General features: G+C 42.4%; 15 protein-coding genes. 3 read left to right on the forward strand and 12 right to left on the reverse strand.

What is annotated here, in order from left to right; translation table 11 throughout:
- Complete coding sequence (locus Q9312_RS10525; protein WP_309200801.1) at positions 1-381, reverse strand: hypothetical protein; 381 nt, start codon at positions 379-381, stop codon at positions 1-3.
- Between the two features lie 195 nt (positions 382-576).
- Between Q9312_RS10525 and Q9312_RS10530 the strand changes: the two genes are divergently transcribed.
- A complete protein-coding gene (locus tag Q9312_RS10530) occupies positions 577-1,077 on the forward strand; it encodes a metal-dependent hydrolase (RefSeq protein WP_309200802.1) in 501 nt (166 codons plus the stop codon).
- Between the two features lie 52 nt (positions 1,078-1,129).
- On the opposite strand, the gene Q9312_RS10535 is transcribed toward Q9312_RS10530, so the two are convergent.
- The 7 genes from Q9312_RS10535 to moaA all read right to left on the reverse strand — a co-directional run bounded on the left by Q9312_RS10535 (position 1,130) and on the right by moaA (position 6,411).
- Positions 1,130-2,437 carry a zinc-dependent metalloprotease gene (locus Q9312_RS10535; protein ID WP_309200803.1) on the reverse strand — a complete coding sequence of 436 codons (1,308 nt, stop codon included), beginning with the start codon at positions 2,435-2,437 and terminating at the stop codon, positions 1,130-1,132.
- A 91-nt stretch (positions 2,438-2,528) separates the two neighbouring features.
- Entirely contained in the window at positions 2,529-3,269 is a 741-nt protein-coding gene (locus tag Q9312_RS10540; protein ID WP_309200804.1) for a protease inhibitor BamI-like protein, read from the reverse strand.
- 348 nt (positions 3,270-3,617) lie between these two features.
- Positions 3,618-4,091: a molybdenum cofactor biosynthesis protein MoaE gene (locus Q9312_RS10545; protein ID WP_309200805.1), complete on the reverse strand. Its 474-nt coding sequence runs from the start codon at positions 4,089-4,091 to the stop codon at positions 3,618-3,620.
- Between the two features lie 13 nt (positions 4,092-4,104).
- Complete coding sequence (locus Q9312_RS10550) at positions 4,105-4,365, reverse strand: MoaD/ThiS family protein (protein ID WP_309200806.1); 261 nt, start codon at positions 4,363-4,365, stop codon at positions 4,105-4,107.
- Entirely contained in the window at positions 4,343-4,825 is a 483-nt protein-coding gene (gene moaC / locus Q9312_RS10555) for a cyclic pyranopterin monophosphate synthase MoaC (RefSeq protein ID WP_309200807.1), read from the reverse strand. The genes Q9312_RS10550 and moaC overlap by 23 nt, the downstream gene beginning before the upstream one ends.
- A gap of 4 nt (positions 4,826-4,829) precedes the next feature.
- Positions 4,830-5,348 (reverse strand): molybdenum cofactor biosynthesis protein B, encoded by a 519-nt coding sequence (moaB, locus tag Q9312_RS10560; protein WP_309200808.1) that lies wholly within the window; start codon positions 5,346-5,348, stop codon positions 4,830-4,832.
- Position 5,349: 1 nt separating this feature from the next.
- Entirely contained in the window at positions 5,350-6,411 is a 1,062-nt protein-coding gene (gene moaA, locus Q9312_RS10565; protein ID WP_309200809.1) for a GTP 3',8-cyclase MoaA, read from the reverse strand.
- 340 nt (positions 6,412-6,751) lie between these two features.
- Between moaA and moeA the strand changes: the two genes are divergently transcribed.
- Entirely contained in the window at positions 6,752-7,990 is a 1,239-nt protein-coding gene (gene moeA / locus Q9312_RS10570; RefSeq protein WP_309200810.1) for a molybdopterin molybdotransferase MoeA, read from the forward strand.
- On the opposite strand, the gene Q9312_RS10575 is transcribed toward moeA, so the two are convergent.
- The 3 genes from Q9312_RS10575 to Q9312_RS10585 all read right to left on the reverse strand — a co-directional run bounded on the left by Q9312_RS10575 (position 7,991) and on the right by Q9312_RS10585 (position 10,664).
- On the reverse strand, positions 7,991-8,716 hold the full coding sequence (locus Q9312_RS10575) for a hypothetical protein (RefSeq protein ID WP_309200811.1): 726 nt from the start codon (positions 8,714-8,716) through the stop codon (positions 7,991-7,993).
- Positions 8,717-8,880: 164 nt separating this feature from the next.
- The gene (locus Q9312_RS10580) at positions 8,881-9,756 is read right to left on the reverse strand and encodes a DUF3667 domain-containing protein (RefSeq protein ID WP_309200812.1); all 876 of its coding nucleotides are present in this window, start codon (positions 9,754-9,756) and stop codon (positions 8,881-8,883) included.
- 185 nt (positions 9,757-9,941) lie between these two features.
- Positions 9,942-10,664 carry a ZIP family metal transporter gene (locus Q9312_RS10585; RefSeq protein WP_309200813.1) on the reverse strand — a complete coding sequence of 241 codons (723 nt, stop codon included), beginning with the start codon at positions 10,662-10,664 and terminating at the stop codon, positions 9,942-9,944.
- Positions 10,665-10,849: 185 nt separating this feature from the next.
- On the opposite strand from Q9312_RS10585, the gene Q9312_RS10590 reads away from it, so the two are divergent.
- Positions 10,850-13,921 carry a diguanylate cyclase gene (locus Q9312_RS10590; protein WP_309200814.1) on the forward strand — a complete coding sequence of 1,024 codons (3,072 nt, stop codon included), beginning with the start codon at positions 10,850-10,852 and terminating at the stop codon, positions 13,919-13,921.
- Here the strand turns inward: Q9312_RS10590 and Q9312_RS10595 are convergent.
- Entirely contained in the window at positions 13,908-14,600 is a 693-nt protein-coding gene (locus Q9312_RS10595) for a rhomboid family intramembrane serine protease (protein ID WP_309200815.1), read from the reverse strand. The two genes, Q9312_RS10590 and Q9312_RS10595, sit on opposite strands and share 14 nt — an antisense overlap.
- Between the last annotated feature and the right edge of the window lie 58 nt (positions 14,601-14,658).

Raw genomic sequence — 14,658 nt, forward strand, 5'->3', positions numbered from 1 at the left:
TTAATCTTCTTCGCATTGCTCATGCGCATCGTCTTGGCTCTTTACGTAGTCATACACTAGCGTTGAAAGCATACTCAAAAAAACCAATGCAAAGAAAAATTCAAAGGCAGTAATTAGTTTATAAAATCCCCAGCACAATAGAATAAGCACCTCTATTAATGCTAAAACAAAAGCCCATTTAAAATTCCGTTTTAGCCCTAAGGTAACCACCAAGTTAAAAATAAAAAATGGTAACACAATACTATAAAATGTAGTTGCGCTGCCCATAGCAACTTCGTTCACGGAATAACCAGCAATAACCGCAGCAGATGACACCGCTATTGCCAATAAAACAAACAGGGTGAAGAAGCTAAATCCAACTGCTGACCGCTGAAGATTCATCGAGGTATCCTTCCAAAAGAAAATTGAGTCAATCATAAAAAGAGCGAGTATACACACTGATATTTCACTACCACCAATCGGCTTACGAGGGCTTGACTAGAGTTAATTTGTGCTCACTCGTCGGTCAGAGTATGCTTTACTCGCTCGATAATAGCACTAATCTCGTGCATAAAATCAATAGTTAAGGATACATCAATGCCCTTTACCCCAATACATATGGGCCCGGGAATTCTCATTAAGTCAGTATTGCAAGGCAGCTTCAGTTTAATGGTTTTCGGCTGGGCACAAATTGTGATGGATATTCAACCTTTATTCGTCATGATTACGGGTGAAGGTCATTTACATGGCTTTACACATACTTACTTGGGTGCTTTGATTATCGCAGCCATCGCAGCGCTCAGTGGCAAGTACCTCTCAGAGATAGGGTTGTTTCTACTTAAACTTCCTCTGAGTCAAAGAAAGGTCAAGTGGTCCATTGCCATAATTAGTGCATTAATCGGCAGTGCAAGTCATGTCTGGTTAGACAGTATTATGCATTCTGATCTAGAACCTTTTTATCCTTGGGCCAAGGATAACCCCATGTTGGGTTGGCTCAGTATTTCAGCTCTTCATCAATGGTGCTTATATTCTGGATTGCTAGGGAGTGTTATTTACTTTGCGGTTCAATGGCGACTGAAAAACAGCCGCCATGAATAGATAACTCATGCAATAATTTATAGATTAATGCTCAAGATTCTATATTGATACATTATCCTGCACAGCTATTTTCTGCTTCGCTGTACATTCGCTTCGCTGCACGAAGATTATTTTTAGAATCAACAAAGTTAACCTTAGCCGTTTCGTATTCACCTTTCGCGGCTTCATAAACCGGCACGTAGTTATCGAACTCTGTTTGTGCCGGCGCTACTAATGGAGCCACTGCATCGCGATTAATCACAGCTTGCTCATACAAAGCCTTAAACCTAAGATACTTTTTATACAACGAATTTCGTACACGGTCTGATTCGCCCACACTGTTATTGTACTCATCAAGAAATTGATCTCGCTTTGCTAAGTTAGTGTCTGCTTGTTTAATGTATTTGGCGTGATCTCGTGCCAGCTTTAAAGCCGTACGTTTTAACAATGAGTGCTGCTTACGAACATCTCGGTATTCCAACTTTTCAGTATCATAAATGACTTTTGCAGAGTCATAGTCAGTTTGAGCATCATCCAACAACTGCTGAGCGGTCGCTAAGCAACTTCCAACACCACCATTACCATTATTGGTCTCACCAAAATAATTAGCAATTTGCGGAGCTGTGATACCAATGGTGTATACCGCATCGGCACCATCGCTGGCATTACCTCGATTAACCCCACAAGGTTGGCCATTGCAAGTCAAGTTAGGGGAAGAAAATTTATAAATTTTTCCGTTAACGTAATCGACATTAAACGCACTTTGATACGCCATGATGGTGGTAAAGTCGTTCACGATTCCATGACCTAATGCATACGGAAAAGTGCCGCCAGAACCATCTTGTAATCTTGAATGACGTAGCCCCATATTATGACCCAGCTCATGAGCGGTCACATAGTCGCCACAGGTTGTCGCTGAAACATGCGACATCATATAATTGTCCCATGACGCCATATTGCCGTTACTGTTGTACCCACCAATCCAAGCAATACCACAACTGTTGTGCGAATCATCATAAGGTCGCATAAAAATGACCATATCGGCGCCGTAGGTGGTGCGCATGTCAGCAATACTTTGAAACGGAGAGTCGCCATTGGTCATTCGATTTAACGCGACCTCTGAATCTCCCACCGTATTGTATGAAACTAGTTGCGAGTGCACTAAGCGCAACTCAATATCAATATTACTGTCTAAATAAATTTGATTAGAGACATTAATCAAATGTTGAATTCTAGTATTCGCGTCGCCACTGTATTGAGCCGCCAGATCAGAATTATAAAGAACGAGCACATCGATGGTCGTCGATGCCGCTTTTGAAGTGACTGAATAACTCGAAACGATTAAGAGAAAACTAAATACACGAATGTATCTTGCAAACATGTTATACCTCGCCTTTACTGAAAACCATCCTGGTTAGCAACGAACTGATCGTCGCGCGCATCCGTTAAAGCGCAAAGTGTTGATAATAATTTTACTCAGCTTTTCCTGGGTCTAGCTGAGGAATCTTTGAATCATTGTAACCTGGTGCACTTAGCTCATGTTCATTTGGATTTTTATAAATCCAACCAATACCGTTCACGGTTTCGACACTGTAACTGCCACTTGGATTAGTCACCATTGCAAAAGTCGACTGTTCACTGTAGGTGATGACAAATGGATATCGGTCGCCAAACCCATCAAGATACCCACTCACGGTTACATTACCCAAACGGTCGATTTTGGATTGCTTAACGGTCACTTGAGCAACTTGATTACTTGGTAATGGAAGTCGCAGAGATTGACCGGGTTCGGCCAGTAGCACAGCCTCTGCATCAATTCCCACGGCGTCGAACTCAAGAACTTTAGTATGCGGAAATGTGGTGTAGTCCAATCCATATTGCCGCCCTGTCTGCCATAATTCTGGTGTCTCAGCAGTATCCACTAAGTCGGTCTCTGTAGGATAGGTATCAACTAAATTTTTCGCCCGTGAACCTGCACTAACATCTTGATTTAAAACACGACTATGACTTGCTCGTGACGAATCAAGGTCTCTTTTTGGGGAATGGGTCGTGGATTGATCGGCGTTAGTAGGCGATGGAACCGACGCTTTTTCGGCGTCGACGATCAAGGGCAGCACATCGTTTTCTGGCGTATCGTTAACACTATCAACAATAAAGAACGAAGCTAGACCAAAACACAATCCAGCGGTTATCCAGCTTTTCAATCTACTCACCTATTCGCCCCCTAGGTTCATCATGAGCAGTCTGAATAACCCCGCAGTCTGAATAAGCCTTCAGTCTGAATAAGCATCGTTATCTCACGCTCGATATTCCCAAATCGGCCAGTTTTGAGATTTATTTAAGTCTTTTTTAATCTTTAAAATTTCCTTTTATAACCAATAATAAATTAGACGATCCGACAAGCGGTCGGTCAAACGAGCTCAACAAACTTAACCAGACGCAGTTTATTCTTTCTACCTAACTGATAACCTTGCCACAAGAGCGAGAATATTTAAGGGTAAAAAATGGATTTCCAGACGTTGTGAAAATTTATCAAGAACAGGTATTTAATGCTCAATGATTCAATTCCATGATAAAAGAGACTGACGATCAGACTCCTTTACTTCTATCCATGATTCACCACTCTCGGTTATTTCTTTTTTCCAAAAAGGTGTGCAGCTCTTCAAATGGTCCATTAAATAATCAGCCGCTTGAAAGCTTTCTTTGCGATGCAAAGAACTGACTCCGACAACGACGATGGCTTCACCCGGCAAAATGACACCTACTCGATGTACTACTTTACACCCTTCGATACACCACCTTAGTCGAGCATTTTCTATGTGTTGATGAATCGATGTTTCAGTCATTCCAGGATAATGCTCTAAATAAAGCTGATTCACTTTTTCAGAGTCACTGTTTGGCCTTACTCGACCAACAAACCACACTTCGGCACCGTGGGATAAATGTGGATCATGACCAAAGCCCATAATTGCTTGAGTATCGAGAGGTAACTCAGAAATTAAAATAGAGTTGTGTTCCTCTTTTTTATTATTCATATTTCGAGCTCGCTTACCCACCGCTCATCGGAGGAAAAAAGGCAACCTCTGCCTGTTCTGGAATTTCTGATTCGAGTTCACACATGGTTTGATTAATAGCGATGAGTGTTGTCTGAGAGAATGCCTCTTCTAGCTCTGGAAATCTTTGGCATAATAGCGATTGCAACTGAGCGATGGTCGATCTTGGTTCGACAGTAATCGAAAGCTCTTTGGTGTTAATTAATTCACTCAATGAGGCAAAAAACAGTACTTTAATCTCGTTGCCATGAACCATGTTTGCCACCTTCTTTTTGAACCACTTTAATACCTTCTATAACCATCAATGGGTCGACCGCTTTACACATATCAAATAGCGTGAGACAGGCAACGCTTACACCGGTTAAAGCTTCCATTTCAACTCCGGTTTTACCGTCCAATTTGCATAAACAGGTGATTCGAACACGGCGTCGTTCTTTATCAATCGAAAGATCTATGCTCACCTTGGTTAATGCTAACGGGTGACAAAGGGGTATCAACTGGCTGCATTGCTTTGCTCCTTGAATGCCAGCAATTCTCGCGACTGCGAAAACATCGCCTTTTTGATGATCTCCTCGTTCGATTAATTCCAGCGTTTGCTCTGACATACACACAAAACCTTCTGCGAGTGCCGAGCGAGAAGTTATCGCTTTATCAGAGACATCGACCATATTGGCATAACCTTGTCGATTAATGTGTGTTAATTCTGACTGTGTCATTCTGCTATTCAGCTCCGTGAGTATCTAAATGGCTTACAAAGTTACATGGCCTATGAGTCGAATCGAGTTGTTGCATAAGAATTTCATCCCAAGCGGTTGCGCAAGCATTCGAAGATCCCGGCAAACAAAAAATAAGTGTGCGATTAGCCATTCCGGCAAACGCGCGCGATTGAATGGTCGACGAGCCAATCTGTCGATAAGAAATCTGACGAAACAATTCGCCAAACCCATCTATCTGCTTATCGAGTAAAACCGAGACGGCTTCAGGGGTTGAATCTCGACCTGAAAATCCGGTACCACCCGTAGTAATAACGACCTGAATTTTGGGATCGGCGATCCATCGAGAGATTTCGCGACGAGTTAAATAAACATCGTCTTTGATAAGAATACGATCAAGCACTTGATGTCCGGCAGTCTCAATTCGTTGTTGTAATAAATCACCCGAACGATCTTCTTTGAGACTTCGAGTATCTGACAAGGTTAATATTGCAAACGCTAATGACGCTGATTTCGGCTTATCCATATTAACCTCCTATTTTCGACAAATTTATAATCGCACCCGTCTTGTGCTGATGAAGGCTATGACTTACCGCTTTACCTTGAATTGTATTTTTAATACATTCAACCAGTTCTTTATCTGCACTTTCTTTTAATAGCGAACGAAGAGACACACCCTCATCACTAAACAAACATCGATGAAGTTTTCCTTGCGCAGTGATGCGTATGCGATTACAGCTTTGGCAAAAGTTTTTACTATAGGGCATGATAAAGCCAATCTTTCCTACATACTCAGAATGCGATAGTTCAACGGCCGGGCCTGCATGGCGATCACGTTTAAGTTCACTCCACCCCTGGCTCTTCAAAGATTCCAAAATAGGTTCAGCAGAAATATGTTGTTTTGAAAAGAATTGCCGATGCTCTCCTGTCTCCATAAGCTCGATGAAGCGGAGCGTTACGTTTCTTTTTTTAATCCAGTCTAAGAATAGGTTCAATTGATTCTGGTGATAATCTTTTAATAACACACTGTTTATTTTTATATCATTGAGTGAACTTGCAGCGGCGATTTCTATACCCTGTAAAATATCATTAAGTCGACTGTAGCCCGTGATCATCTGAAACTCTTGATGATTAATGCTATCGACACTGACATTTAACTGAGTGAGTCCTGCCTCTATCCAACCAGGAAGCTCTTGCATTAAGCGATAGCCATTGGTCGTTAATGCAACCTGCTCAATACCCTGTGTATTTCGACAAAGATGAATAATATCGACTAAGTCTTTTCTCAATACTGGCTCACCACCAGTAATACGGACTTTTTTAGTTCCTAACGTAGCAAAAGTACTGACCAGTCGCTCGATTTCTGTTAAAGACAATTCTTTTGCGTCACCTGTTTCATTCGATTTACGGTATCCTTGAGGCAGACAATATTGGCATTTAAAATTACAGACATCGGTAATCGATAGACGTAAATAAGTCATGCGACGAGCAAATGCATCGGTCAATGGGTCAGCTTCGAAAGAGCCCTTCGTTTTCCTTAAGAGCTCAATGCTATTTGCTGCCTCAGAACGTCCACCTATTGACTCCAAAATCACTCCTCTAGGATATATGCTTAAAGATCGAGCAGTTAAAATTCACCCGTCTTATCGTCATGAGTAGGCCCACTTAGCCAATGATAACGATACTTACCAGTCATTGCTTAACGATAACTGTTTAATGATAACTGTTTAACGATAGCTATTTAACGATAGCTATTTAACGATAGTAACGTGATTAGATTCCACACGCCAATTCACCTAACGATTTTTTCGCTATCTTCATGCATTAACTCAATGCCTACATTATACGTCTTAATCGCTGTATAGACGCGCTAGTCGTTGAATTGTTACGATAGCTTTGCGCAATGACTACCTCAAGGACTCTCATCACATGGCTGCCGACTTTTGCTACAGTCCAGGATTAATGCCTTTCGAACAAGCTCGACGTCTGCTACTCGACTCGGTAAAAACCATCAATAGAATAGATAGTATTAACACTCGAAAGGCTATCAGCCGAATTTTGGCCGGACCTATAATGGCGCCAATGGATGTGCCTGCGAATGATAATTCAGCGATGGACGGATTCGCCTTTGCTCATCAAAGTCTGTTAAACGATCGTCCTCTTGAACTGGTTGGAGAGGCGTTAGCCGGTCACCCTTATTCAACTGAGATATTACTTGGAGAGTGCGTGAGAATCACCACTGGCGCTGTGTTACCGAAAGGCGCAGATACTATTGAGATGAAAGAAAAATCGGTATTAGAAAACGCCTATGTTCGAATGAAGCACAATGTCTCTAAAGGCCAGTTTGTTCGTAAAAAAGGTGAAGATGTTCGCGCTGGCACTCCAATCTTTGAACAAGGGCACAAAATTACCGCTGCCGATATAGGCTTACTCAGCGCTTGTGGAATAGATAGGGTCGATGTTTACGATCGGATTAAGGTCGCTGTGTTATCCAGTGGTGATGAGTTAGTTGAACCCGGAGAACCGCTCAAGCCTGGACAACTTTACGACAGCAATCGTCACATGCTCATTGCGGCACTTAGCCGCAGTCACTGTGAGGTAATTGACTTAGGCATTGCCAGAGATACCATCCACGACACTCGCCGAGCGTTAGAGAAGGCCTGCGAAGATGCTGATTTAATCATCAGTTCTGGAGGCGTCTCTGTTGGTGAAGCTGATCTGCTGAAACAAGTGGTCGACGACATAGGGACACTCAGCTTATGGAGAATCGCAGTGAAACCAGGGAAACCGTTTGCGTTCGGAACGATCGGTTCAGCGAGCTATGTCGGCCTGCCCGGAAACCCTGTTTCATCGTTGGTTACTTTCGCGCAACTCACTCTGCCAATACTGCATAAGCTGCAAGGACTAACAGCCAAACCTTCAACCTCATTACTTGCCAAACTTAAATTTCCAATAACCCGACAAACGGGACGCAAAGAATTTATTCGAGCAAAAATAGCCTTTGATCAACAAGGCCAAGCATGGGTCGAGCCAACGGGAGCACAAGGTTCAGGAATTCTCAGCAGTATGGTAGCCGCTGATGGGTTTATTGTGGTCGAGCCAGACATTGAAACCATCGCCGCCAATAGTTATGTATGTTTTGAGTGGTTCCCCGAAGAACTTCAATAACTACTCAGTTCCAACCCTCTCGGCTTCGGCTTTCATCATTTCATTGTGCTCAACGACCTGACGCATAAACTTTCGATTAAAAGTTAGCGTCACTACAACCAGAATGATATCAATGAAAATGCTAGTGAGCGCCCCGGGAATTTGCATCTTTAATAAAAAGTTTCCGCTGCCTGCAAGCACCACAATTAATATTGAGTTGCTCGCAATGGATGATATTGTCGCTAGTAGAAAGGCTTTTATTCGCCAAACACTCAGTCTCAAAAGCAATACACCCGATAAGATATAAAACAATGAGACGGTCATAGTTATCGAACCAATTAAGGGGAGGCTATCAATATACCATTGGGGTGGAACGATATCGTTAGACAGACCATGAATAAACTCTTTAATGATCGGAAAGTTCTCAAGATCTTTTTCCGCGTCTTTTGAGCCTTCTGTCGTGATTTCAGACTCTTGCTCTAACGATTCATCAGAAACGGGGTTTCGCTGTTCCGCCCTCTCTTTCTCACTATCAATTCTTCTTTGCTCAAGGTCTTCTAGCGCTTCATGCTGAATATCATAGAGTTCTGGCATGATCAAATTGCTAACCCCAGAGAAAAACCCTAATGCTCCGAAAATAAGCATAAACACAGCGATCACGGTCATCCATGTTGGTCGCGGTAAATGTATTTCATCAAGCTTTTTCTTTTCAAGCTTCGTTTTTTCAGGGATATCTCTTTCACTCACAGCCAAGATCTCATTGTTACTTCTTGTTCATTTATAGCGGCTTTTTAACACACCTAAGATCAAACTACTAGGACGAATATCGACCCAAGTTCAGGATAAAATCACCGAGACTGTTAATCACTAATATAAATAATTGACTAACATAAATTTTAATTCGTCATGACTTAAATATTCATTTCTGGCATTTGTACCATATAAAATGTGAGAAAGAACTGAGTCAGTCTAAATATTGAATGGGCAACTTGAAAAGCGAACATTAATGCAACCACACGAATCGCTACGCTCCACCAATTAAACCGCCAAAAGCGTCGAAGTGCAGCCGCCATATAGGCGATTAAACCAATCGGTAACAGTAAAAAATAGATCCCTGCAACACTCTCTCGAAAACCGAACAAATCAGCGAATGTAAGAATTACCCACTCAGGCACTTGAGCAGCGACAATCCAAATAAGAAGCCACGCATGGAGGTTTAATGAAAAAATTAGGTGGTCGGCAAAATAATAGCTCTTTCGATAACAAATAAAATAACTAAAAACAGCGAAAATGGGCACCTGAAGAATAATCAGTGAACGAGCGAGTACTTTAACCAACTGATCATAGTGAACTTTAAATTCATTGGGCGTTGCTCCCATCGCTGCTATCTTATTCAGAGTCCACTCTTTGATCCAACCACTGTAGGGTTGCAAGGTAAGTTGATCGACAAATGTCACATAAAAGTCGGTTATTGGAGACAAAAATACGAACAACACGTTAATCAGCAGGAAAAAAGTAATCGGACGTAAAAAATCTACTCGACGTCCCTGATAGAAATTTAATTCAAATTGCCCGGGCTTCAATAGCATTAATTGCAACGTCGAACCTATTTTTCCGTCAACCGATGTAATGTCTTCTAAAAACTGTTTTAACAAATAGAAAACTGAACGAAGCTCAGGCCGTAATCGCTCTTCACCACAACGACTGCAATAGCGTAAACTTATCGGATAGCCACAACTAGGACACGATATGGGTAAAGAAGTATCTTCCGATAGATTATGGCTCAATGTTTTTCCCTCACTGCTCACCTTTATTGATTCTCGATATGAAACAAGACATCACTTGCTCATCTCTTTAGACGCTAGGCTCGATTGAATGGTTTAACCTTGATTAAGTTCGGTTTTCAGTCCAGAATTTTAACTGGTAGACAAGAACTTTAACTGACCGACAAGAGTTTTAACTGACCGATCCGCTAATGGGTTTTAGTCAACACTTCTCCAAGCAATACAAAGCAGAACCCCACTACCGCACCAAGGGGAGGTCCCCAATGCCTCTCTAGGCGAGCTTGCGGCGCGATATCTTGAAAGATCAAATACAAAATACCTCCAGCAGAAAACAACATAATCGCGCCTAATATTGCAGGTTCTGCCGATAAAAAGAAATAGCCCGAAAGGCCTGCGACGGGACCTAAAGCAGTTAAAGCCGTCATGGTCAAAAGCGTTCGCCGCACACTTTGTCCGTTTTGTTCACACAACTCTCGAAACGCATTAAAGCCTTCAGGTAAGTTTTGCAGCCCAATGAGTACGGCAAGTAACCAAGCCGACTGCGGGTCAACAACGACCATCCCACCCAATGCAATGGCCTCAGGAAAATAATCCAATACCATTCCCATCAACTGAGGCGATTGACGTCGCTTTAATCCTAATCGCCACTCCATAGCAAAAAAGGTTAGTCCGCCCAATAATACTAAGGCAACCGACCAGCCAGGGTAAGCAAACTGATGTTTGCCCTCAGGAACCAATACCAATGCGACAGCCCCTAACAACACGCCGCCACCCAGAGCAATCAAAAAGTGTCGAAGCTCTTGCTCCAACCAGCGCGGACGAATACTCTCTACCGACGCGAGCAGCCCACCAATCAGCATACAACCGCCGGATCCGATGGTAAGTAAAATGATCAAACTGATTTCCGACATGGATAACCCTAACGTATTGAATTTTATCTAGATAATTAAAATCTCTTGCTTAACTTCATGAAACCGCGTATTTCAACTAAGCGCAACAAAAATCTTGAATTCTATTCTATACAATTGCTTGGTAAGTTTGGTGTTCCATTAGATCTTGCCTAAACTTAAATAAAACAAAATAAATTTCGGACGCAATGCCTAAACAATTTCTGATCGGCTTTTTAACACTCCTTATCTTGCTTCTATGTCAGGCAACGGCCGCTCTAGACCCGACAAAGCGCTTTGATCAATATGTCATTGATACTTGGTCAATTGAGCAAGGTTTACCACAAATTACCGTCAGCGCGATTCTTCAAGATCGTGATCATTACCTATGGGTCGCCACGCAAGCTGGGCTGGCACGCTTCGACGGCGTGCAATTTAGGACCTACAGTGCCGACAATACCCCCGCCATTCGTGGCAACTTCATCCAAGATCTTTTACTCGACCGGCAAGGTCAACTATGGATTGCAACCTACAAGGGGTTAACTCGCAAGTCGGGCGAAACCTTCTTTGCAGTCGATATTGCCAATGCTGAAAAAAGTGCTCAAATAAACATTAATGCTCTAAGCGAAGGTCAATCAGGTGAAATTTGGGTTGCCGCAAACGAAGGCATCTATGTCGTCAAAGAGCATAAGCTCCACTTAGTTCAATCGACTGATCAACCGAACCATGACATTTTGACTTTCGAAAATAAGGTTTATGTGGGGACGGTCGGTAAATTATGGCTTTACGAAGGCTCATCGCTCAACGAAATAGAGTTACCTGACTATTATCAGCAAGCAACTATCAATGAATCGATTTATTACCAAGACAAAATCTGGTTAGGGACCAACAAAGGTTTATTAATCTTGGATCCAAAAACTCAGAAGATTGTAGAGTTTAAAACCCAGTCAAAACTGTTTCATTATCCGGTCGATGCTTTAGGTGCTGACTCCGAAGGCAATCTATGGGTTGGTACCATCAGTGGATTCTATCGAATTCATGGAATGCAGGTGACTGACTTCACTACCGAAAAACAAAACCAAGACTTCAAACAAGTCCAAGCGATTTTCGAAGATCATGAAGGCAATTTGTGGCTAGGGAGCTACACCGATGGTATCGCTCGCGTGTGGAGTGGCAGAACATTGCGATTTTCAGCGGATGCTGGTTTACAAGATCCTTTAGTCTGGAGTGTCGCCCCCTCTCTCAGTGGTGACGCTGTTTGGGTAGGTACCAATCGAGGCCTAGCCTTACTACAAGACGGCAAATTCAGTACCTGGGCAACGCCTAACCAACTTCCTCACCCAACCGTCTATACGCTTTTACCCGAAAACAATCAGCTCTGGATCGGAACGCGCAAAGGGCTCACACGATTGGTTAATGGTGAGATCAATACCCCTGCTCACAATGAAATCTTTTCGAGTCTTCAAATCAACTCCATTTTTAGAGATCAACAAAAGCAACTTTGGGTGGGTACTTCTGATGGTTTATACCAATATAGCGAGCAAGAAGTTACCAAAATCCCAACCAACTCACAGCAAAATATCTTAGTTCGACCAGTTACACAGCTTAGGGATGGACGAATTTGGGTTGGCACACAAAAAGGTTTGTTTGAAGTCTCTAATGAAAGGCTTTCACCGATAGGTTTAGAGAATGGACTAAATGACACGTTAGACGTCACCGCGATTCTTGAGCTATACAATGGCGATATTATCATTGCAACTTTAAGCCAAGGTCTATTCATTAAGCACAATGGGTTATGGCATCAACTAACCGAGCGCGATGGTTTGCCTGTCAATGAGAGTTTTACGTTAGTCAAAGATCAAAACGAAGTGCTTTGGGTGAGTGGCTTTAAAGGACTCTATCAGGTACCGATTGAACAACTCATCGAATATTTAGAAAAGCGACGCACCTCTTTTTCTGCTTATATGCTACTCAGTGAAAGTGGCGGGATTATTGGCAGCCAAAAGTCGTTTTGTTGCAATGGTGCAGGAAACGCAAAAGGATTTTTTAAAGAAGGGCTTTTATGGTATCCCAGCCGTGATGGTGTAGTACTTCTCGACACTCGACAAATACAATTAAATCCTATTCCACCACAATTAAAAATTGAACGCTTCTTCTTCGATGGTACTTGGCACTCGATCAGTCAAGATCGAGTTCAACTTCAACAAGATCAACGTGACATAGCAATTGATTTTACCGCATTGAGTTTCCGAGATCCGAAAAGTGTGCAGTTTCAATACCGATTAATTGGTTACCAAGATGGCTGGAAAATGCTAGACAGCAAATCACAAAGACGCGTTAACTACACCAACCTTCCTCCAGGAAATTATACCTTTGCCGTTAAAGCGTCAAATAATGCGGGTGTATGGAATTCGGAGCCTGCGGAATTTCAGTTTTCGATTAAACCTTACTATTATGAATCTTTATGGTTTTATATCGTGTGCATCATTATCGCTGGAATGCTCGTTTCTCTCTGGCACAAATTAAGATTGAGAGCGCTTAAAGAAAAGAAAATTGAATTAGAAGAAAAAATTAAGCAGCACACGGCACAGTTAGAAGTTTCCAACCAAAAACTCCAAGAAGCTGTTTCTGCATTAAAAGAAGCAAGTCATACCGATCAGTTATCAGGGCTGCGCAATCGCCGCTATCTAAACAGTCAGTTACCCAGTGATCTCTCTCATTTTGAACGCGAGTTTGAGCGCTTAAAGACAACCGGCCCCATGATTTTCATGCTGGCTGATATTGATCACTTTAAACAAATAAATGATCAATACGGTCATAATGCCGGCGATAATATTATCAAAGTATTCTCGGATGAAATCCGTAAAAACATTCGCGAAGGTGACTATGCCGTTCGTTGGGGAGGCGAAGAGTTTTTGGTTGTTTTCAGACCCATGCCCTCTGCCAAAAGTTGCGAGCTAGTGGAACGCATAAGACACGCTATCGAATGTCAATCTTTTGCAATCGATGAGAAAACATCGATAAAAGTCACTTGCTCTATCGGCTTTTCAGCTTATCCATTCTTTGAACAAGAAGCGCACGCTTTAACTTGGGAGCAGACGGTTGAGTTAGCCGATCATGCGCTTTATTTTGTAAAGCAAAATGGGCGAAATGGCTGGGCGTGTTTTCAGCCGACAGAAAAAACCCAAGTTAACTCAACTATCATCAGCCAAATCAAAGAAAATCTTGGGCAGCTCGTTGCCAACGAACAAATACAGATAAAAACATCTATTCCCTCGTAGAGTCTGACAGCTTGTCTGATACGGGTGTTTGATGATGAGGAGGAATCCAATAGGGCTCCTCATCATCTAAATCGTCTTCTACTTCCCAGTCATACTGCTTAACGTGCGGCTTTGGTTGTCGCTGTTGAAATAAAAAAGCACTCAACACGCCACCAATAGCACCAAATAGATGCCCTTCAAAAGAGATTTTTGGATCCCAAGGCAATACGCCTAATACCATAGAGCCATACATGAGCACCGCCACCAGCATAATTGCAATGGATGTTTTATCGCGGCGAATAATAGCCGCAGCAAAGAGAAAGTAAAAAAGACCATGGGTTAGTCCACTGGCGCCGATATGATAACTTTCACGTCCAAAGAACCAAACACCAGCCCCAGAGACTAACCAGATAACCAAAACACTGGGCCACAATGCACGAGAAAAGCCATAGATTGTTAAAGCGCCAAGTACGATTAACGAAACCGTATTATTGCCTAGATGTCCCCAATCGCCGTGAATCAAAGGCGAGGTCACAATTCCAAAAAGACCACTGAATGCTTGCGGATAAACTCCTAACCAATTTAGGTGGTAATGAAATAATGCTTGTGTTGCATGAATCACCCACAGTGCTATTACGAAGTAACCCAAGGCTCGGTAGCCTTTGCGTCGCAATGATTGGTCTGATTGAAGTCTACCCATTGTACGCCGATGTTTCGACGCACTCATGTGACTTGTGTGGTTAAATTTTTCAGTCATT

The sequence above is a fragment of the Pleionea litopenaei genome (genome assembly GCF_031198435.1).
Lineage (GTDB): Bacteria > Pseudomonadota > Gammaproteobacteria > Enterobacterales > Kangiellaceae > Pleionea > Pleionea litopenaei.

What these genes read in the sequence shown, in the direction of transcription:
- moeA (WP_309200810.1), top strand. Translation starts at nt 6,752, where the DNA reads ATGGCTGCCGACTTTTGCTACAGTCCAGGATTAATGCCTTTCGAACAA.
- Q9312_RS10590 (WP_309200814.1), top strand. Translation starts at nt 10,850, where the DNA reads ATGCCTAAACAATTTCTGATCGGCTTTTTAACACTCCTTATCTTGCTT.
- moaC (WP_309200807.1), bottom strand. Translation starts at nt 4,825, where the DNA reads ATGACACAGTCAGAATTAACACACATTAATCGACAAGGTTATGCCAAT.
- Q9312_RS10550 (WP_309200806.1), bottom strand. Translation starts at nt 4,365, where the DNA reads ATGGTTCATGGCAACGAGATTAAAGTACTGTTTTTTGCCTCATTGAGT.
- Q9312_RS10535 (WP_309200803.1), bottom strand. Translation starts at nt 2,437, where the DNA reads ATGTTTGCAAGATACATTCGTGTATTTAGTTTTCTCTTAATCGTTTCG.
- moaB (WP_309200808.1), bottom strand. Translation starts at nt 5,348, where the DNA reads ATGGATAAGCCGAAATCAGCGTCATTAGCGTTTGCAATATTAACCTTG.
- Q9312_RS10525 (WP_309200801.1), bottom strand. Translation starts at nt 381, where the DNA reads ATGAATCTTCAGCGGTCAGCAGTTGGATTTAGCTTCTTCACCCTGTTT.
- Q9312_RS10595 (WP_309200815.1), bottom strand. Translation starts at nt 14,600, where the DNA reads ATGGGTAGACTTCAATCAGACCAATCATTGCGACGCAAAGGCTACCGA.
- Q9312_RS10530 (WP_309200802.1), top strand. Translation starts at nt 577, where the DNA reads ATGCCCTTTACCCCAATACATATGGGCCCGGGAATTCTCATTAAGTCA.
- Q9312_RS10585 (WP_309200813.1), bottom strand. Translation starts at nt 10,664, where the DNA reads ATGTCGGAAATCAGTTTGATCATTTTACTTACCATCGGATCCGGCGGT.
- Q9312_RS10545 (WP_309200805.1), bottom strand. Translation starts at nt 4,091, where the DNA reads ATGAATAATAAAAAAGAGGAACACAACTCTATTTTAATTTCTGAGTTA.